This window comes from Alteromonas sp. 76-1, assembly GCF_900654235.1.
GTDB lineage: Bacteria > Pseudomonadota > Gammaproteobacteria > Enterobacterales > Alteromonadaceae > Alteromonas > Alteromonas naphthalenivorans.
In genome coordinates, this window is record NZ_LR136958.1 from 2,482,601 (window position 1) to 2,502,157 (window position 19,557).

The 19,557-nt window shown below is 41.9% G+C and carries 20 protein-coding genes; 11 read left to right on the top strand and 9 right to left on the bottom strand.

Annotation, left to right across the window (positions count from 1 at the left end):
• Nucleotide 1: 1 nt before the first annotated feature.
• The 4 genes from ALT761_RS10650 (at nt 2) to ALT761_RS10665 (ending at nt 3,458) form a co-directional block, all read left to right on the top strand.
• Nucleotides 2-538: a hypothetical protein gene (locus tag ALT761_RS10650; protein WP_032094202.1), complete on the top strand. Its 537-nt coding sequence runs from the start codon at nt 2-4 to the stop codon at nt 536-538.
• Nucleotides 539-549: 11 nt separating this feature from the next.
• Nucleotides 550-1,893 carry a site-specific integrase gene (locus ALT761_RS10655; RefSeq protein WP_232043425.1) on the top strand — a complete coding sequence of 448 codons (1,344 nt, stop codon included), beginning with the start codon at nt 550-552 and terminating at the stop codon, nt 1,891-1,893.
• Between the two features lie 282 nt (nt 1,894-2,175).
• Nucleotides 2,176-3,078: a GIY-YIG nuclease family protein gene (locus ALT761_RS10660; protein WP_032094204.1), complete on the top strand. Its 903-nt coding sequence runs from the start codon at nt 2,176-2,178 to the stop codon at nt 3,076-3,078.
• Between the two features lie 125 nt (nt 3,079-3,203).
• Nucleotides 3,204-3,458 carry a helix-turn-helix domain-containing protein gene (locus ALT761_RS10665; RefSeq protein WP_129740618.1) on the top strand — a complete coding sequence of 85 codons (255 nt, stop codon included), beginning with the start codon at nt 3,204-3,206 and terminating at the stop codon, nt 3,456-3,458.
• On the opposite strand, the gene ALT761_RS10670 is transcribed toward ALT761_RS10665, so the two are convergent.
• The 8 genes from ALT761_RS10670 to ALT761_RS10705 form a co-directional block, all read right to left on the bottom strand.
• Nucleotides 3,441-3,572, bottom strand: a complete 132-nt coding sequence (locus ALT761_RS10670) for a MerR family DNA-binding transcriptional regulator (RefSeq protein ID WP_232043427.1) — start codon at nt 3,570-3,572, stop codon at nt 3,441-3,443. The genes ALT761_RS10665 and ALT761_RS10670 overlap by 18 nt on opposite strands.
• 258 nt (nt 3,573-3,830) lie before the next feature.
• Nucleotides 3,831-6,941 (bottom strand): efflux RND transporter permease subunit, encoded by a 3,111-nt coding sequence (locus tag ALT761_RS10675; RefSeq protein WP_032094206.1) that lies wholly within the window; start codon nt 6,939-6,941, stop codon nt 3,831-3,833.
• A gap of 60 nt (nt 6,942-7,001) precedes the next feature.
• The gene (locus ALT761_RS10680; RefSeq protein WP_032094207.1) at nt 7,002-7,949 is read right to left on the bottom strand and encodes an efflux RND transporter periplasmic adaptor subunit; all 948 of its coding nucleotides are present in this window, start codon (nt 7,947-7,949) and stop codon (nt 7,002-7,004) included.
• Nucleotides 7,942-9,369, bottom strand: coding sequence for a TolC family protein (locus ALT761_RS10685; protein ID WP_032094208.1), 1,428 nt, complete (start codon nt 9,367-9,369; stop codon nt 7,942-7,944). The genes ALT761_RS10680 and ALT761_RS10685 overlap by 8 nt, the downstream gene beginning before the upstream one ends.
• A 71-nt stretch (nt 9,370-9,440) precedes the next feature.
• Entirely contained in the window at nt 9,441-9,818 is a 378-nt protein-coding gene (locus ALT761_RS10690) for a hypothetical protein (RefSeq protein WP_032094209.1), read from the bottom strand.
• A 19-nt stretch (nt 9,819-9,837) separates the two neighbouring features.
• Nucleotides 9,838-10,749 carry a cation diffusion facilitator family transporter gene (locus tag ALT761_RS10695; RefSeq protein WP_032094210.1) on the bottom strand — a complete coding sequence of 304 codons (912 nt, stop codon included), beginning with the start codon at nt 10,747-10,749 and terminating at the stop codon, nt 9,838-9,840.
• Nucleotides 10,736-11,101: a DUF3703 domain-containing protein gene (locus ALT761_RS10700; protein WP_032094211.1), complete on the bottom strand. Its 366-nt coding sequence runs from the start codon at nt 11,099-11,101 to the stop codon at nt 10,736-10,738. Before ALT761_RS10700 ends, ALT761_RS10695 begins: the two co-directional genes overlap by 14 nt.
• Complete coding sequence (locus tag ALT761_RS10705; RefSeq protein ID WP_032094212.1) at nt 11,098-11,724, bottom strand: cation transporter; 627 nt, start codon at nt 11,722-11,724, stop codon at nt 11,098-11,100. The genes ALT761_RS10700 and ALT761_RS10705 overlap by 4 nt, the downstream gene beginning before the upstream one ends.
• 81 nt (nt 11,725-11,805) lie before the next feature.
• On the opposite strand from ALT761_RS10705, the gene cadR reads away from it, so the two are divergent.
• Nucleotides 11,806-12,231 carry a Cd(II)/Pb(II)-responsive transcriptional regulator gene (cadR, locus tag ALT761_RS10710; protein ID WP_032094213.1) on the top strand — a complete coding sequence of 142 codons (426 nt, stop codon included), beginning with the start codon at nt 11,806-11,808 and terminating at the stop codon, nt 12,229-12,231.
• A gap of 101 nt (nt 12,232-12,332) precedes the next feature.
• Here the strand turns inward: cadR and ALT761_RS10715 are convergent, their stop codons facing one another.
• Nucleotides 12,333-12,788: a hypothetical protein gene (locus ALT761_RS10715; RefSeq protein ID WP_013783939.1), complete on the bottom strand. Its 456-nt coding sequence runs from the start codon at nt 12,786-12,788 to the stop codon at nt 12,333-12,335.
• Nucleotides 12,789-13,730: 942 nt separating this feature from the next.
• Here ALT761_RS10715 and ALT761_RS10720 point away from each other — a divergent pair.
• The 6 genes from ALT761_RS10720 (at nt 13,731) to ALT761_RS10745 (ending at nt 19,501) form a co-directional block, all read left to right on the top strand.
• Complete coding sequence (locus ALT761_RS10720) at nt 13,731-15,551, top strand: copper resistance system multicopper oxidase (protein WP_032094215.1); 1,821 nt, start codon at nt 13,731-13,733, stop codon at nt 15,549-15,551.
• A gap of 10 nt (nt 15,552-15,561) precedes the next feature.
• Nucleotides 15,562-16,311 carry a copper resistance protein B gene (locus ALT761_RS10725; protein WP_032094216.1) on the top strand — a complete coding sequence of 250 codons (750 nt, stop codon included), beginning with the start codon at nt 15,562-15,564 and terminating at the stop codon, nt 16,309-16,311.
• 22 nt (nt 16,312-16,333) lie between these two features.
• Entirely contained in the window at nt 16,334-16,750 is a 417-nt protein-coding gene (locus ALT761_RS10730; RefSeq protein WP_032094217.1) for a hypothetical protein, read from the top strand.
• Nucleotides 16,751-16,771: 21 nt separating this feature from the next.
• The gene (locus ALT761_RS10735) at nt 16,772-17,281 is read left to right on the top strand and encodes a DUF305 domain-containing protein (protein ID WP_032094218.1); all 510 of its coding nucleotides are present in this window, start codon (nt 16,772-16,774) and stop codon (nt 17,279-17,281) included.
• A gap of 46 nt (nt 17,282-17,327) precedes the next feature.
• Entirely contained in the window at nt 17,328-18,068 is a 741-nt protein-coding gene (locus ALT761_RS10740; RefSeq protein WP_032094219.1) for a MauE/DoxX family redox-associated membrane protein, read from the top strand.
• 95 nt (nt 18,069-18,163) lie between these two features.
• Complete coding sequence (locus ALT761_RS10745; protein WP_129738612.1) at nt 18,164-19,501, top strand: APC family permease; 1,338 nt, start codon at nt 18,164-18,166, stop codon at nt 19,499-19,501.
• The last annotated feature ends 56 nt before the right edge of the window (nt 19,502-19,557 follow it).

Consider the following 19,557-nt stretch of genomic DNA (forward strand, 5'->3'; position numbering starts at 1 on the left):
CGTGGCGAGATTTCAAAAAGGGCAAACTTCTCAATCTGTAATTTTGAAAAAAAAAATGATCACTGAATCAATGATTCGTAAAAGTGAAATCCTCAATAGCATAAAGCATTATGATGAGATTCCCGATAGCTTAACGACCAGTAAATCCACCATCACTAAGACAATGGTAAATAAGTGGCACGACGACTCATTAGGCGTAATAAGGTATTCTTACAACTCTTCAATGACAGAACACAACGCATTAGCTTTACGCGAATTATCAGTTGCTATTGAAGACCTTAATGTAAGGCTTAAAAAATCAGAAGCAAACAAAAATAAAAACGTTGCGATAAAAAAGACTCGGTTAACAACCCATGATATTAATGAGTTGAAAAGAGAAAATGAAGACTTAAAATCTGCACTTGCAGAAGTTTACAGGGCATACATGCAACTTTTAGATAATTGTAGAGAGGACGAACAAATAGACAAAGCTTATAGAAAACTGATTTTGGATCAGGCTCGTATTTTAGGAAATAACAGATTGGCTTTGATAAAATAATGTCATATGTCATGACGGCTAAATCACCCTGCCTTGATTTCCTTATAACCAGTCAGCGCAGAAATGAAAAACATGATTGCTCACTGTCTTTAATAATGAAGAAAGGCGGTGGCATAGATTGGCACGCCAATGCTTACCTAACCAAATTGGGCGGAGGCGCTCAAATATTTAATATTAGGCCGTTAGCACCGACGGTTACAAAGAAAGCTTATAGCCTAAATATATTTTGTTCTTTCCTTGAAGATAAAAAAATTTCTCTATCCGACATCAATGATTCGGCTTTATATCAATTCATAGGCGTATTAAAAGATCGAAAGATTGCCGATGAAACAGTATTAACGCACGCCAGAGTCGCTTTGGGTTACGTTATATTTTTATCTGATGAAAATCCCCACTGGAAACTAGCAACTGAAGAAAAAGACACGGTGAGAGCATACAGTGTTCATTACTCTGAAAAGAAGTTTAAAGCAGGTAATAGAGAAATAACTTATGTAGATCATGTATCATTTGCGGGGTTGATTAGCATTGCCGTGGACGTAGAGTATATTCACGATCATGAATTTGTTTTATGGTTGGACGCCATTAATGAAAGCACGTATCACCCAGAGCTTAATGAATTTTTAATATACAGATGGCAAGCCTTCTCCACACTACTTGAGATTACTGGGGCAAGAATAAGTGAAGTTCACCAGATAACAAAATCTTCAGTTGAAAACGCTTCTAAGTCGCTCCTGAATTCCAAGAAGTGTGTATTAAGAGATATTCCGATTCTAAAGGGTAAATATAAAGGTAAAAAAAGAGAAGTAGAAGTCACAGGTGATGACCTACAGATCATAATGTATTACCTAAAGTTAGTCGAAAACACATTTCCCAACCAAAACCATGACGCCATTTTTGTTGATGCACGAAGTGGCAAACCATTGGCAAAATCATATCTAAAAAACTATGCAAAAAAAGTAATTAATGCCAGTAAGTATAAGGAAGAGTTGCGCCATGTCACAAATCACTCTTTCCGACACAGATTTATTACAATGAATGTAGCTAAGGCGATTAAGAAACTAGCAGCATCAGGAAGCTTTAATAATATTTTGAGTGTTGCTGCTACAGCATGCCGAAAAGTCACAATGCATGCTTCAAATGCAACTATGGCAAGATATGTCCATTTGGCGTCTGAACTGAATCATCAATCAACTCAGCTAGATAGTGTTTTACTTGCAATGTCGTCTCAGGTCAGAATTAGAATGATTAGAATGATAAATATCAGTAAGTCCTTGAAAGCGAAAAAAATCGATGAGACTGAGGCGATTCAATCGTTATTGACTAACATTGACGAGATTGCAAAATTCGATTTATAAGTTGTCTTAGTGTGGTTGCCAGATCAAGTCTGAGCTAGTACAAGTTACTAGTACAAGTTACCGCACTTTACGCTCAATAATCTTTCCACTAAGACCACTACAATCGTTCCCTGTAGTGGCAGAATAAACCCGTACACCTTCTTATAATTCGGCTACCAATAGATAACAGTCACAAAGTTAATTAAACACCGGCAAATATTTATTTGGTTTAAATAAGGTAACTGTATATTATTCAATATAATCGGGACAAAATAATTGAGCCGAAGATATTTGGGAATTAATATGACCGTCAGCTCTTATGAAAAAGACCTCGCTATATGTGAACATGTATTTAATCATTTTATTTTAAGTGACCAATTCTTTGGATTTGTCACCATTGGTATCCTTGCAAAGTATGCTAACAAAAATAATGTTTATTCTAGTGATTTTAAATTATTGGTTCGCGAACGAGGTTTTGATTTAAAATCAAAATGTAACGAAAGAGGCGTATACTTCTCTCGCTCGTGCTCCAAGGCTCTCGCAAACAAACATCCAGTTAAATTATTACGATGTGCTGAAATACAATCAGTGATTGCTGAAAGCGGTATAAAGGGGGCTTTATCGCAGTTAAAAATTAAAAGGAGCATAATCGACCAACTCTTTTACGAAATGCTAGGGTCGGTGCAGTACCGAACCAATTTTTTAGAGCTTGGATGGGATATTGCCGACTTACCCCACCTTACCACTCCTCTTTATAAACAGATGGTCAAATACATAGTAAACAATCAGGTTACCGATAAGCATGCATTACGCAATGCAATTGTGAGAGATATGAATGATGGAAAAAAATGGTGGTTGCACGAACATTTAGTGAATACTGACAAGCCTGGCTTCATTTACGTAGCTATGCTGTCAGAGGAAAACAATTTGTATCGGGTTAAAATAGGCCAGACTGAGCGTGAAATAAAAAAACGCCACAGTGAACATCTCAGAGCAAAAAAAGTAAATATCGATACCACGTTTTTGTGTAAATATGTCGAGTCTCCTGTTAAAGAAGAATCCGCTATTTTGTCTTATTTCAGGGAGCATGGGCAGCTGATTAGTGGCAGAGAAGAATTTATCATTAATAATAAGTTGGCAGCGACACTCAAGGACTATTTAGTCAGCGATGTTAGCTTTGCTACTTTCGTTTCTCAAGCACAATAATAGCCTAAAGATGTCCATAAAAGGCGTAGCAGTCCAAATTACAATGGCAAGTTGGCAACTAATCTCTTAGCATGAACGATATTCCCTAATTTCGGGACATAAGGTTTCACTGTCATAATGCAGTGATGATTAAATCTCTTGTACATCCCGATTATTTAGCCCTTACAAGTTGGCTTAAAAATTCCCGTAAACAGAAAGGGTTAACTTTGAGAGATGTTGCTGAAAGAATTGACGAACCATTTCAAACAGTGAGCAAGATTGAAAATGCACAGCGCAATTTAACGATCTTAGAGTACGTAGAGTATTGCAGAGCAATAGAAGTAGATCCGGCAATTGGCTTAGATTTGATCATTAAACTATCGTCAAAGAGAAGATATTGATAGTACACCTTGAGATGGTTTTATCGGTTGCTGCAACAAGGCCTTCTTTTCATAGAATCGAATAGTATCTACACCCACATTTGCTTCCTTTGCGAGTTTACTTATTGTGTACATATAAAGCCCTAAATAGTTTGACTCACTTACTAAACGAAAAATAGCATCAAGTCATAATTTATACCGAGTTTGCATAAATTCATCACGAGCATCAACAATAACTGATGATGGCAATTCGACAAAATCGAACGGTAAAAACAACACAACCCCTTGGTCGTCATGCTCAGTCACACCCTAAAGTCGTCTATAAAGAGCCTGATATCACAGAGTTAGCATGGCAGATGTCTTTTTTAAAGAAATCTGCCGTTCACTTCTCCTTTATTTAAGTTTTCTGCCGTGCACAAGTCGATATAAAACAGGCAAGACTATCAATGTCAGCAAAGTAGAAGAAATTATTCCGCCAATGACCACTGTTGCCAAAGGTCGCTGCACTTCTGCTCCCGTTCCCACATTAAGCGCCATTGGCACAAAACCAAGGCTAGCAACCAATGCCGTCATCAGTACCGGCCGCAAACGCGTTAAAGCACCATCAACAATAGAGTTAATTAACTCACCTGTCTCTTCCAGCCTTTGACGGATAAACGACAACATAACCAAACCGTTAAGCACAGCAATGCCAGACAGTGCAATAAAACCAACGCCTGCTGATATAGACAAGGGCATGTCTCTCACCCATAGCGCAAAAACGCCACCTGTTAATGCTAAAGGCACACCGGTGAAAATTATCAATGCATCTTTCACCGAGCCAAAGGCAATGACTAGCAATGCAAGAATTAAGAAAAGCGTCGCTGGGACAACAAGGCTCAATCGCTGACTCGCACTTTCTAACTGCTCGAACGTACCGCCATAATCAACCCAATAACCACTTGGCAATACGACATTTTCTGCTATTTGCATTTTTGCTTCAGTAACAAACGAGCCTAGGTCGCGCTCTCTTACATTCGCCGTTACCACAATACGGCGCTTGGCGTTTTCTCGGCTGATTTGACTGGGTATACTGGCATATTTAAGCGTTGCAACCTCTGCTATAGGCACATAATCACCATCCCCTGTCATAATGGGTATGGTGCCTAGCGTATCAAGATTATTGCGAATATCCTCTGAGTAGCGCACGACTATCTCGAATCGCCTGTCGCCCTCGAATATCAAGCCAGCTTCTTTGCCGCCAATCGATGCGCTTAACCAAGTTTGCAAATCAGTGACATCCAAATTATAACGCGCTAAAGCATAAGGCTTGGGGTTCACAGTAAAGATAGGAATTTCATCAACTTGCTCAACGCGTGCATCCGCAGCGCCGGGTATATCTTGCAGTACCGCTAATATATCACCGGCTGAATCGCGCAGTTTATTTAAATCATCCCCATAAATTTTTATACCTAAGTCGGCTCTAACGCCACTAATTAATTCGTTAAACCGCATTTGGATAGGTTGAGTAAACTCGTAATTATTGCCGGGCACGTTTTGAAGCTCACGCTCCATTTGCTCGACAAATTCGGCTTTAGATAAAGTAGGATCTGGCCATTGGTCGATAGGTTTCAACATCACAAACGTATCGGTAACATTTGGCGGCATCGCATCTGTGGCAACTTCTGCCGTGCCGGTTTTAGCAAAGACAGTGCTCACTTGTGGGTACTGCATAATGACGTCTTCCAGCCTTTTTTGCATATCCACGGCTTGCTCTATGCCAGTGCCGGGCACTCGCATAGCGTGCAAGGCAATATCCCCCTCATCAAGTTGAGGAATAAATTCAGAGCCAAGTCGCATGCTTAGCCAAACGCTTACAACAACCAATAATGTCGCTGAGCCTATTACCAACCAACGTAGTTTAAGCGACCATAAAAGAACCGGACGATACACCGATTTCGCCCCAACTATAATTGGGCTCTCTTTTTCACTGACTTTACCCGACATAAACATCGCAACGGCTGCTGGCACAATAGTGATTGAGAACACCATCGCAGCAAGTAATGCCAAGATAACGGTGGCCGCCATCGGGTGAAACATCTTCCCTTCTACCCCTGTTAAACTAAAAATAGGGATATATACAATGGTAATAATCATCACGCCAAAAAGACTAGGTCGTATTACTTCGTTGGTTGCTTCATATACAACTTCAAGTCTTTCCTTGATGAGCAGCACTGAGCCGGTTCGCCGCTGCGCTTCACTTAAGCGCCTGATACAGTTTTCAACGATGATAACCGCACCATCTACAATTAACCCGAAGTCTAACGCTCCTAAGCTCATTAAGTTTGCGCTTACTCCTGTTTGCACCATCCCTGTTATTGTGGCGAGCATAGCGAGCGGTATCACAGCGGCGGTAATAATAGCTGCTCTTATATTCCCAAGCAGAAGAAACAACACCACAATCACCAGTAATGCGCCCTCAACGAGGTTTTTACGCACGGTATTGATGGCTTTATCTACCAGTGCGGTCCTATCGTAAACGGTTTCTATTATCACACCTTCGGGCAAGCTAGCTTGGATTTCATCCACTTTGTCAGCCACTGCCAAGGCCACAGCACGACTATTTTCACCAATGAGCATCATGGCAGTGCCTAAGACGGTTTCCTTACCCTCTCGTGTCGCAGCCCCCGTTCGAAGCTCTTTACCAATAGCCACTTCGGCAATATCGTTAACGGTCACTGGAGATTGGTTAGTGAGTGTCACCACGACATTACCAATATCTTCAATTGTGGCCAGCTGCGCTTGAGAGCGCACCAGTATTTGTTGACCGTTACGTTCGATATATCCGGCACCTTGATTGGCATTATTTCGCTCCAATGCCCTCAGCAGATCGTCAGTGCTCACACCATAATTAAGCATACGTTGAGGATCAGGATTCACATGATATTGCTTGGTAAAGCCGCCAATAGCGTTTACTTCGGTGATACCTTTTACTAAAGCGAGTTGAGGTTTTACCACCCAGTCATGCAGTTCTCGTAGTGCCATCGCATCAAAGTCTCTGCCGTCAGCCGTCAATGTGCCCGGCTCAGCGCTGAGCGTGTACATGTAGATTTCACCCAGACCCGTGGCAATCGGCCCCATTTCTGGCTCGATACCCTCAGGTAGCTGACTTTTAATAATGCCTATCCGCTCATTAATGAGGTTTCTGGCAAAGTACAGGTCGGTGCCTTCTTCAAATACGGCGGTCACTTGAGACAAGCCATAACGAGATAGTGAACGGGTATAATCCAAGTTTGGCAAACCCGCTAAAGCGTTTTCTACCAAAAAGGTGATGCGCTGCTCAGTTTCAAGCGGCGAATAACCAGTTGCTTGTGTATTGATTTGAACTTGGATATTGGTGATATCGGGTACGGCGTCAATAGGCAGCTTTTGATAACTAAATAAGCCAAAACCAATGACTAAAAAACTCAGCATCAAAAATATACCGCGCCTGTCGATTGCAGTGCGAATAATGGAGGCTAGCATGTTAAGCCTCCCTTAGAGCCTTGCAGTAGCAAACATGTATATTCAGGTTGTATTGAGGCATTAATGATCATGACCGGCCTCCGATTTTTCTAGATCTGCTTTGATCAGGTAACTATTTGTAGCCACCACACGCTCACCTATTTCAATGCCGCTTATGACTTCAATATAGCGACCATCAGTTACACCGAGCTGCACGGGTCGTGGTTTATATTCATTATCATGGTTAACAAATACCACTTGCTTTTCTTCATACTCTTGCACGGCAGTCACAGGCACCATATGACTCACGGCCTTGGTGGTTGTCGTTACCTGCGCTTTTACCAAGGTGCCTAATGGCCAATAGCCACTGCTATTGTCAACAGTGACATTAGCAAGCGAATGCGGACTACTATCAGCAGATGGTGTCAGGTAAGCAATTTCAGATAGCTGCTCAAAGTTTGCATGCCTTAATTCAACAGCTTGTCCGACCTTAATTTTGCCGAGGTGCTGCGAGAACACGGTTAATTGTGCCCACACATCCTTGTAGTTGGCTAAGGAAAAAAGTACTTGTCCGTTTGATAACTCACCATTGTTGGCATGCCGAGCTATTACGTTGCCATCAAATGGAGATGTAATTGAGTAGCTTTTTAAACTCTCATTTGATTCTACGACCGCTAAAATATCTCCTTTTTTAACGGTGTCGCCAATGTTGACTTTGACATCGTTGATCACACCGTCAAAACGCGCTCTGATATGACTCAAAGAAGCAGGATCTGCACTTATTCGGCCATAAAGTGTGGTCGAGAGTGCAATGTCGCCAGCAATAACATTTGTGGTAGTAATGCCATTTTGCAAAGCAGTCTCGTCGCTCATCGCAACGACTTCACCAGCGTGTTTATCATCCTCATGAGAATCACCGTCTGCGTGTTTGTCTCCCGCGCTCACCGCCCCATGTATCATCATTAGCGTGATGCTTAAAACGAGTACTTTTAATATTGTGAATGTTTTTAATAGAGTAAATTTATTCATGATAGTTACTTCTTATCGAAATGTTTGATGGCTGCTGCATAGTGATGTCGTGCGCTAGCTTTTTGGAAGCGTTGCTCTTTGCAGTATCCGTTTTTGCAGTGCTGCTTTGTGAAGCCTTAAGTGCGAGACCGGTAAGCGTTTCAATTTCTGTTTTGCTTAGGTGCACTTGAGACGCCGCCTCAATTAATGTCAGGCGCGTATTTAAGAACTCTTGTCGAGTAGATACCCACTCCAAATAGCTAAACCGGCCATCTAAATAGGCGCTTTCGACTAACTCCAAGGCTTCTGTAAGAGGCGGTATGACAGTTTGTTGGATAGCGTCAACCTCTAATAATGCGCGGGTGTGCTCACCTAAGGCTTGATTAACTGAATGTAAAAGACTGCGCACATTACTCTGTTTTTGCACCTCTATTGCATCAAGGCGAGCTTTTTGCGCCTCGTATTCACCTAAGTTTCGTTTTTGTTGAAACAATGGCACGCTGATCCCGGCTATTAAAGCAGTTTCATCAATACCTTGTATTCGTCGAATACCCGCCGACCACTCAATGTCAGCTCGATTATTGGCTTGCACTAATCTGAGCTGTGCTGCTTGAACACGGCTTTGTTTTGCAAACAAGTCTATATGCGGACTGCTTTGGATAGCGGCAGAAAGCATCTCGAATGACCCAATGTCTTGAAACGCAAAAAGCTTACCTTCCACACGCTTAAAAGTGGGCGTTTGTTCGCCCCACATGGTGGCAAGACTGCGCAGTGCAAATTGAAGACCTTCTTGAGCTAATTTAACATCGAGTTTTGCTTGGGCTAGCGCTGCTTGGGCGCGTTTTTGCTCTAGCAATGGTGACGCGCCTGCATCAACGCGCTTAGAAACTGCGTTATAGGTATAGAGTGCAAGTGTCTCTGCATCGTTTTGCACGTCTAAGGTGGCTTGCAATACAAGTGCATCGATGTACCGACGATTCAGCTCGCCAAGGACATCCAATGTGCGTATTTTCTTTTCCACCTCTTGTTGTATTTTACGCTCAGAGAGTACGTCCAATCTTGCGCTAGGCTTGTCGTTGAGCTGTAGTACAGATGACAAGGTCAAACTGACTTCGAGCTCCTTAATGCCCGACACCTCGCCGGTTCCCATAAAGTTTTCTAGTTCAATCCCAGCATTCAGTGCGGGTTTAAGCGCGGCAGTTTTTGATTCACCGTCAATCACTCGCTGTCTAAATTCAAACTCATACAAACTTGGATTATTGGCAAGTGTAAGTCTGATTGTATCTTCAAGGCTCAGCGTTTCTCGTACGGGCGCTTGAACACCTTCATCTAAATAGCGACTAGTTTGCACCGCTTGTGCGGCAATTGGACTCAATGTTAAGCCCAGCATGCAAGCAAACGCAATGGCGCGTGCATGCACAAAAATATGAAACATTTTCATTAGAATATCCTAATAATTTATCAATATTCAGTGACGCGCTTTTTCTCAGCGAGACACTATCGAAAGCGATATTAGGATAGTGTTTTGGGTGGGCGTAGTAATCGGTTGATGGGTGCGTCGATAATCGCATCCAAATAATTAAAGTTGTGGGTAGACACCACAGATTGTAGATTGTTGATGTCGTGCTGGCCTAACCACTGCGCATGCGTACCGTGGCAGTGGCCACAATGATGGCAATCGGCAGGGTTATGGTGATCTGCTTTTGCTGACTCACCAAGCACTTTAGTTGGCATATCATTTGAAGCTTGATTGTGCTCTGAATGCTGATGTTCATGTTGCAAATGTTGTGTGTCTATTGCATGAAAATCTAACGAATTGGCCACAGCAGAAAACGACTGAAAGAGTATCAGCGAGATCATGATGTAACTTATTCGTTTTAAATTTTTCATAAGTGCCAGTCTACCAAGCCTATTTCACTTCGTCACGACATTGTTCGTCAGCAAATTCCAGCTCTACTGTGGTATGTTCAAAATGATACTTTGCTAATGAGCTTTGTATGCCCTCTTTCAATGACTGTATGTGCTCAACACTGACTTCACCTTCCAACACAAGGTGGACAGTCATCACATTGCGCTCTCCGTCTAAAGACCAAATATGAAAATGATGGAGGTCGCTTATCTTATCGTTTGCAAGCAAGTCGTTTCGGATTTTTGACATTTGCTCTTCATCTGGCGTTGCCTGTAAAAATAGCATCAGGGTTTCTTTTAGGTTACGAAACACATTGAAGAGGATGAACAAAGTAAAGCCAATGGACAGGATGGGATCTAAAATCGCCCAAGGCTTAAACATTAAGACGATGGATACAATAAATACGGCAACCCAACCGAGAACATCTTCTAGCAAATGCCAATTAAGCACGCGCTCATTTAATGACGTTCCTTCGCTTAGTTTATAAGCGGCGAAACCGTTTACTGCCATACCAAAAATAGATAAGGCTAACATCCCCTCTACTTGTGGCATTTCAGGCACAGCCAAACGTGGGATTGCTTCAAACAATATCCAAATAGAACCTACCGTGAGCACTAAACCGTTAATCAACGCGCCCAATAAAGAAAAGCGCTTATATCCATATGAGAAGGTTTTATTAGCTGATTTATCGCTAAGTTTGTTCAATCCCCAAGCTGTGCCAATTGACAAACTATCGCCGAGGTCATGCACCGCGTCTGCCATGATAGCGGTGCTGTTGGTTAGCCAACCACCGATAAACTCGATGATGGTGAACACCACATTTAAAAAGAACGCCCAGCCAATGCGCCTTGATGCATCGTCTGAATTTCCATCTGAGTGCGTATGGCTATGTGAATGATTATGACTGTGCATGTTTGATCTTATCCAAGATTACTTTATTTGCAGGTGAAAGCGGCATGAGTTTGAACGGGCTTACACTTGCCCCGCCCGTATTGCCCTCCGGCAACAAGCCAATAGCCGTTTTGGTAACAGCACCAATCAGCCTGAAGAGCTGCCCGAAGACTTCTATAAAGTCCTTACGTTTTAATCCAAACTTGAGCATTTCATAGTGTACTCGGGTATGGTGATAAGTTGAATGTTGCCCAATCACATGTGCATCTTCCAATGCTGTAAATCCAGCCTCATCATCTTTGTCAGTAAATAATTTATGTGCTTCATTCAATTTCTGGGTTACGTAAGGCTTTGCTGCTTGCGTAAAATTCATAAAACTTCTCCATTAGATGCGCTGTTATTACGAAGTTCTTGCTTGGCATCTTTTAAGATTAAGATTGCACCCCGCAAGACGATAATTGAAACAATAAAGCCAATCACTAAATCAGGCCAGCGAGTGTCAAATAGATAAACCGTCACTCCCGCTACAATTACGCCCACGTTGGCAATAACGTCATTCGCCGAGAAAATCCAACTCGCTCGCATATGTACTTCGCCACTCTTCTGTTTTCTAATGATTGCTAAACATATAACGTTAGCGATTAAGGCAACAAACCCCATCCCCATCATTAACAATGACTCGGGGTCACTGCCTAATATCGAACGACGAGCAATATCTAATAAAATAATAAGGCCTAGAATCAATTGAAAATATCCGCTAATTTTTGCGGCATTTGCTTTGTGAATGATGGTTTTACCCACTGCATAAATACCAATGCCATACACCACCGCATCCGCAAGCATATCCAATGAATCAGCAATAAGCGCTGTTGAGTCAGCCAATAACCCTACACTCATTTCAACAACGAACATAACGGCATTAATGCCTAATAACCAATACAACACCCTTTTTTGTTCTTGGTCTTTGATTTCAATGTCGCACCCACAGCCGCTCATAAAAACACTCGCTTTACTGACTTATGACACAAGTGTAAACTCTATACTTGGTATAGAGTCAAGCGCATTAGGTAAAGTAAAATGAAAATAGGACAGTTAGCAGATAAAACGGGCTTAAGTATTCAAACTATTCGCTTTTATGAACGAAAGGCGTTGTTAGCAGCACCACAGCGCACGCAATCGAATTATCGAAGTTATTCGGACGAAGCACTAAAGCAGTTGCTGTTTATTAAGCAATGCCGTTCGCTAGATATGACGATTGAAGAAATTAGTTTAGTACTAGAAACACGAACTAACCCAGAAAGCAGTTGCGAAAACGTCAATGCTACAATGGACAAACATATTGATGATATTAAGCATCGAATATCTGAGCTAAACGCTCTACAGAAAACACTTAAATCCATGCGAGCCGCTTGTAACGACGATAAGAAAATCAAGGAATGCGGTGTTTTGCACAGAATAGACAGCATTGTAGATTCGCACTGCCCTGCAAAACGTAACGACTGAGCCTCAATGACTCGTTCGCTAGCGAACGGTATAACAAGTTGTTGCCTCACAATAAATAGTATTTCCAATGAAACGCTAGTTTTACCGATTGGGTTATAAAATTAAATATCCTGAAATCTATTTAATCCTTGAGCCATCCGCACAATTTCTTGATTTTCCAGTGCCAGTAAGTTGTCCAAAAGTTCTTTATGATGAGGGATTACAGCCTGCTCTCTTAGATAAGAATAAAGTGCTATCACTTCTTGATGTTGTTCAATTACGATTGCTGCAATCTCTGAGTCTGCCTTTTGTTCAAATGCGCCGTCGCAATGTTCGTGTAAAACTATTGGATTCTTTTCCAAATATTCTATAAAGAGCGTTTCCAACTCTCCAGATTCCGCTTTCACTGAAAATGATTTAATAAGCGCTGCTAAATGCTCCTCATGAGCAATCAAGTATTGCATTGCCATTTTTGAGCGCTCAGAATTATTTGGTTCGCAATGCGTGAGGCAGCTTGCTAGTTGTTTATGGAAATCCATGGTCCACTCTAAAATATCTCTTACACTTTCTATTTTCATACTAACTCTCGATATCCCGCACAGATTAAAAAGGCTCCAGACAGAAATTTAAAGTAAATACCGCTTAAAATCATAACGGCTAGATTACAGTTGCATTACAAATTTGTCAGATCCGCTCGTTTATGTGTCGTTTCACGTTGGGTCACTTTAAATTAAAAATTAAGCCATGAATACGTCACCACTTATTCGCTTATTTCAATTAAGAAAGAGGCTAAAACTCTCATCTAGGCTTGACTAGTCATAGTCGGACTGCTTTTTGCACTACTCTCAAATATGACTAGGAGAGAGTGACTATATGGACATTAAGTTGTGCTCTACTTCCCAAGACTTAGGGCGTTTTGACTTGATTTGTTGTAGAAGAGCGATTTTTTATTTCTGTAAGGTTGATTGCATTATTTACCTACATATGTGAACTTTTTACCCGATATTGACGGGGTTTGAGCAACATTATGAACGCAAATAAAACAGATAAAGGATTACTTGATGCATTTGTAAAATGCGCTGCGTGCCTCGCTTTGCTTGTTTTATCATTGTCTAGTGTTGCATGTGAGCCTTCAAACAAAAATGACGCAACTGCCAACTTCATTGAGTCCGCAACGACTCAGCATCATTCTGACAATACGCAACATTTGGAACATTCGCAACACTCGGAACATCAAGATCATACAGAGTGCGACGGTAAGTGTTGTGACGGTGTTTGTGAGTGTAAATTAGGCTCGAGCTCTAACCTTTCATCAATGGTTGCACCTGTTTTGAAATCAATCAATGCACCATCTTTTTCAAACTTTTATTTCTTCAATTTTTATCATTTCTACTCGGGGTTTAGCCTCCTGAGGCCGCCTAAAATCAACTTCAATTCTTAAGCAGTTTGTCAGGTTACTACCTTACAAACATGTAAACAGTGCAGCGTATCGCACATATCGCTAAAGAAGTGAGGTTCTTATGAATAATCGAATGAAGCAACATAGGCGCATTTTTTTGAGAAACGCGGCTTATGCCACTGGTGGCTTTGCCCTGCTAGGTCAGATGAGAGCACCTTGGGCTTTCGCAGAGGGTTATAGCAATAGCAAAAATGACAACAGTATTGCAGAGGTAAACTACGGGGATGCAGTAGTAAGTGGGAAAAACATCAACATGACTATTTCTCGCCAGCAAAAGAAAATTGCCGGCGATGTTGCAAGCCCTATTACCATCAACGACATATCACCTGGCCCATTGCTCCGGTTAAGAGAAGGTCAGCAAGTTAAGATTCATGTTACCAACGAATTACCAGACAGCACGTCTATTCATTGGCATGGTTTTATTCTCCCATTTAACATGGATGGAGTACCTGGCGTTTCATTTCCTGGTATCGACCCGAACTCTACGTTTACCTATGAATTTGATATAAAACAAAACGGCACCTATTGGTATCACAGCCACTCGGGACTGCAAGAGCAACTGGGGCACTTAGGCCCGGTCATCATTGACCCTTCCGACGGTGACATAGGTGCAGACAGGGAGCATGTCATTCAGTTAAGCGATTGGACCTTTGAAGATCCACACGATGTGTTCAGGCATTTGAAAGTGGCAGAGGGTTACTACAACTATCAACAACGCACCATAAGCGACACTGTTAACGATATTAAAAAGCAAGGTTTTTTTAATACAGTAAAAGAAAGAGCTATGTGGGCCAATATGCGGATGAATCCCAGAGATATTCTCGATGTAACAGGCTCCACATATACATATTTAATAAATGGCAGAGATGCTCAAACCAACTGGACCGCGCTCTATAAGCCCAATGAAAGCATTCGATTAAGGCTCATAAATGGCTCCGCCATGACGTATTTTGATTTTCGTATTCCGGGCCTCGAAATGACGGTAGTGGCTGCTGATGGACAACCAATAAAACCCGTTAAAGTCGATGAACTTCGAATCGCGGTTGCTGAAACCTATGATGTAATTGTAAGGCCAATCGGCACGACTACATACACTCTTTTTGCAGAAAGCATGGACAGAAGTGGCTTTGTTCGTGGAACGCTTAGTACTGAACTTGGGAAAGAAGCGCCTGTGCCGACATTGCGTGAAATGCCAGAGCGTGGCATGGCGGCCATGGGGATGAATTCAGATATGGCCGGGATGGAAGGCATGAACAAGCAATCTAATAAGCCAATGAATAAAGAAGAGTCTTCTGAGTCATCAATGGACACAATGAATGACCATTCATCGATGCATATGCGAGCACTCCCGGTAGATAATATTAATATTGAGCATGATGAGGAGGGTCATGGACCCGGTGCAAGTATGCTTGCAACAAACCCTACCAGTCGACTTGATGAGCCAGGCATTGGCTTAGAGGACGCAAAACATCGGGTACTATTATATAGCGACTTGACCGGCGCTGAGGAATGGCCCGACACCAGAGAGCCGACCCAAACTATTGAATTACATCTTACTGGCAATATGGAACGTTATATGTGGTCGTTTGATGGACTCAAATTTAACGAAGTCGATGGCCCTATTCATTTTAGGTATGGCGAACGAATTCGTTTGATTTTAGTGAACGATTCTATGATGAACCATCCAATCCACTTACACGGTATGTGGATGGAGTTAGAAAACGGGAATTATCCGCCCCCCCGAAAACATACGATAAGTTTAAAACCCAGCGAAAAAGTGTCGCTCTTGATAAGCGCAGATGCCCCCGGAAATTGGGCATTCCATTGTCACCTGCTCTATCACATGGATGCGGGCATGTTCAGAATCGTATCGGTCTCGTAGGGGAAATTATATGAAAAACACGTCTAAAATTTTCAGTACTTTACTAATTGGTCTTTGCGCATCGTCTAATGCGCAAGAGATTCCATCAGATTGGCCAAAACCAGTCGAACAGTACAACACGGGCATGATTTTATTTGACCGTTTTGAATATACACGCACAAACGATGAAGAAAACATCGGAGTGTGGGACATGATCGGATGGTACGGCGGTGATACCTATCGCCTTTACTTCAAAAGTGAAGGCGAAAACAAGCAAGATGATGGCGAACCAACAGATTTAGAGCGAGCTGAGCTCCTTGCTAGTAAATTAATTGCGCCATTTTGGGAATTTCAAGTCGGTATTGGCACAAGAGGACTGCTAAGTAGCGATACGAGTATGGAGAACTATGCCGTCATTAGCTTGTATGGGGTTGCTCCTTATCAATTCGAAATGGATAACTCCATTGTGATTAATGAGGATGGTGATGTCAGTTTCTCAGTAGAAGCCGAATATGAAATAAGAGTAACCCAAACGTCATTCTTACAACCGAGACTTGCCCTTGCTGGTTCGCTTTCAGAATCTGAAAGGTTTGACCGCCCCTCTGGCCTCAATTCGATACGTTTAGGTTTGCGATATCGCTATGAGTTTGCAAGAGAGTTTGCACCATACGCAGGCATTTATTGGAGTCGGAGTCTCGTTAATAGCGCTGATATTGCTCGAAACAAGGGTGAGTCGGTAAGTGAAACTGGTTTCGTGGTGGGTGCTCGATTCTGGTTTTAAGCGCTTTTAAAAGGAGCAATCAATGGAAGTAATTATTCAGTTGATGATAGCTTTAGTGGCAATAGGCCTCGCTACGACGAGTCATTTTTTAAGCCTCAGAGCGTTAAAAAATTACGTTGTTAGCTCAGACCTTTCTGCATACTTAAAGCTCATTGCAGTAGTTTATGGCATAACCTTTAGCCAGTTGATAGCTGCCTTTTGGTTCGCCGTAGGGTTTCTGTTATCTATAGAGATCGGTCTAGGCGATTTGCAGGGATCAAGTTCTCTTTATTTTATTGAAATTTATTACTTCTCACTCATTAACTTAACCACCTTAGGATTAGCTCAACTAGAGCCAATTGGGCATTTAAATTTCTTATCAGGTTTGGAGGCAATGACGGGCTTTTTGCTTGTTAGCTGTTCGGCCTCTCTAATATTTAAAACAATGAATCAGTCCTAGAAGGACAGACAGGATAACGTGATGACTAAATATACAAAATTTTTAGCAATGATCTTTACATCAACTGCGGCCATGCTGTTAATGATGTATTTCAATACATATGCATTTGACCACATTTTTTTTAGCGAAACGCGGTTTTACATGGCTATCTATATGGGCTCAATAATGGCAATCATTATGTTGCTATTTATGCTTAACATGTATGAGAACAAAGCCAAGAATTGGACAATTTTGCTAGGTAGCGGACTCATCTTTGTGATCTCACTGTACCTAGTCCGCTCTCAATCAACCATCGCTGATGAAGCGTGGATGAAAGCAATGATACCGCATCACTCTATTGCGATTTTAACTAGCGAGCGAGCCAATATCTCAGATAAGCGAGTCCTCAAGCTAGCAAACGAAATCATTGCGGCGCAAGAGCGAGAAATCAAGGAAATGAAATGGTTACTAGAGGACATAGAGAAGAATGGTGAAGTAAAAACTGAAGCTGAAGTTGAAAGTCGTCAAGTACCGGATTTCAGTCAAAAATAGACACGCCATTGGAAAATTACAAATTACTTATAATTAGGAGAAGACCATGGAATTAAGAGCAAAATTATATCGAATGCATACAGATGAACACATTTGTCCCTATGGCTTGCGATCTAAAGACCTACTGGAACGAGAAGGGTATCAAGTAGAGGACCACAAGCTAGCAAGTCGTGAAGAAACCGATAAGTTCAAAAACGAACACGAAGTAGAAACAACCCCTCAAACGTTTATCAATGGAGAAAGAATCGGAGGGTATGACGATCTACGTGAATATTTTGATTTAGGGGAAGCAGGACAAACGGGCACCACCTATACACCTGTCATTGCAATATTTTCAGTTGCATTGTTAATGGCACTAGCAATCGCATATGCCTTTGTTCAAAGCAATTTTTTCATTCAAGTTATAGAATTATTTGTTGCATTTAGCATGAGCTTATTAGCGATTCAAAAGCTTAAAGATCTCTATAGTTTTACGAACTCCTTCATCACCTATGACTTACTCGCTATGAGGAATATACGCTACGGCTACATTTACCCCTTTGCCGAAGCGTTCGCTGGAATCGGAATGCTCGCAGGCCTGTCTGGTTATCTCGTTGGCCCTGTCTCTCTATTTATCGGGACAGTAGGCGCGGTTTCAGTATTCAAAGCGGTGTATATTGATAAGCGTGAACTCAAATGTGCATGCGTGGGCGGTGATAGTAACGTACCGCTTGGCTTTGTATCACTCACAGAAAATCTCTTTATGATTGCCGCAGGGTTATGGATGCTCTCAACCGCAATGATTTAAAGACGGTGGAGACATATTTAAAGCTTTAAAAACAAAATAGATTTGTGTCTCCACAAAATAGTCTTTCTTAAACCGCATTTTAAGGAATATTTACAATGAGTTCTCACAACGAAGATTATGAAAAAGGAAGCTTAAGTTTAACCGGTACAATAGCGATGGGCACTGGTGTAATGATTGGAGCAGGAATATTTGCGCTCACCGGTCAAGTCGCGGAATATGCAGGTTCGCTTTTCCCGCTTGCATTCATCATAGCCGCCATCATTAGTGGATTTAGTGCCTACAGTTACATCAAGGTTTCAAACAAATATCCATCTGCGGGCGGGATCGCAATGATATTAAAAAAGGCCTATGGACCAAGTGCCGTGACCGGAGGTGCCGCATTATTAATGGCACTTTCAATGATTATCAATGAAAGTCTGGTGGCCCGAACGTTTGGCACATACACCCTTCAGTTATTTGATGTGCAAGAAAATAGCATATTAGTCCCGATACTAGCTATCGGACTCATCATTTTTGCATTTGTTGTAAATGTTGCGGGTAACAAGGTAATTGGAAGTGTATCTAAGGTTACAGCCGTCTTGAAAATTGGTGGCATATTAATTTTCGCCCTTGTAGCACTCTGGGCAGCAGGGTTTGCTTTTCAAGCCGCTAGTGCTGATGTAAGTGAAAATTCCTCTGCTAGTGGATTTTTAGCTGGGACCGCTTTGGCGATTTTAGCCTACAAAGGATTTACAACTATCACCAATAGCGGCGACGAGGTGGTCGACCCAAACAAAAATGTTGGGCGAGCCATTATAGTGTCTTTATTAATTTGTTTGGTTATCTATTTATTAGTCTGCTATGCCGTAGGCTCCACATTAACGGTCAAACAGATAGTTGCAGCTAAAGACTATGCACTCGCTGAAACGGCTCGTCCCGCTATCGGACAGTATGGTGTTTGGTTTACGGTGGGTATTGCAATAATAGCGACCGCATCGGGTCTACTAGCCAGCGTTTTTGCGGTTTCGCGTATGTTGGCAATGTTGACAGATATGAATTTGATCCCCCATCGGCACTTTGGTATGCCCGGTAATATTCAAAAACATACTTTGGTCTTTACTGTAGTTGCTGCCGGACTACTTGCCGCTTTTTTTGATCTTTCAAGGATCGCATCTTTAGGAGCCATTTTTTACTTAGTAATGGATATTATCATTCATTGGGGCGTATTAAAGGTACTTAGAAAAGAGGTTGGAGCAAACCCACTGGTGGTGATCACCGCAATTATATTAGATGCTGTTGTTCTTCTCGCATTCATTTGGATCAAAGGCAGTGATGATTTACAGATTATCATCATTGCTGGCATTGGCATTGTTGCCGTTTTTGCCTATGAGCGCTTTTTCCTCAGGCATAAGCGCAAAGATGATGACGATGAAGGACATGCCCATGATGGCTAGAATAAAAAAACTTTGAGGATATAGTGCGGGAAATGCACGTTTATCGGCCTGAACAT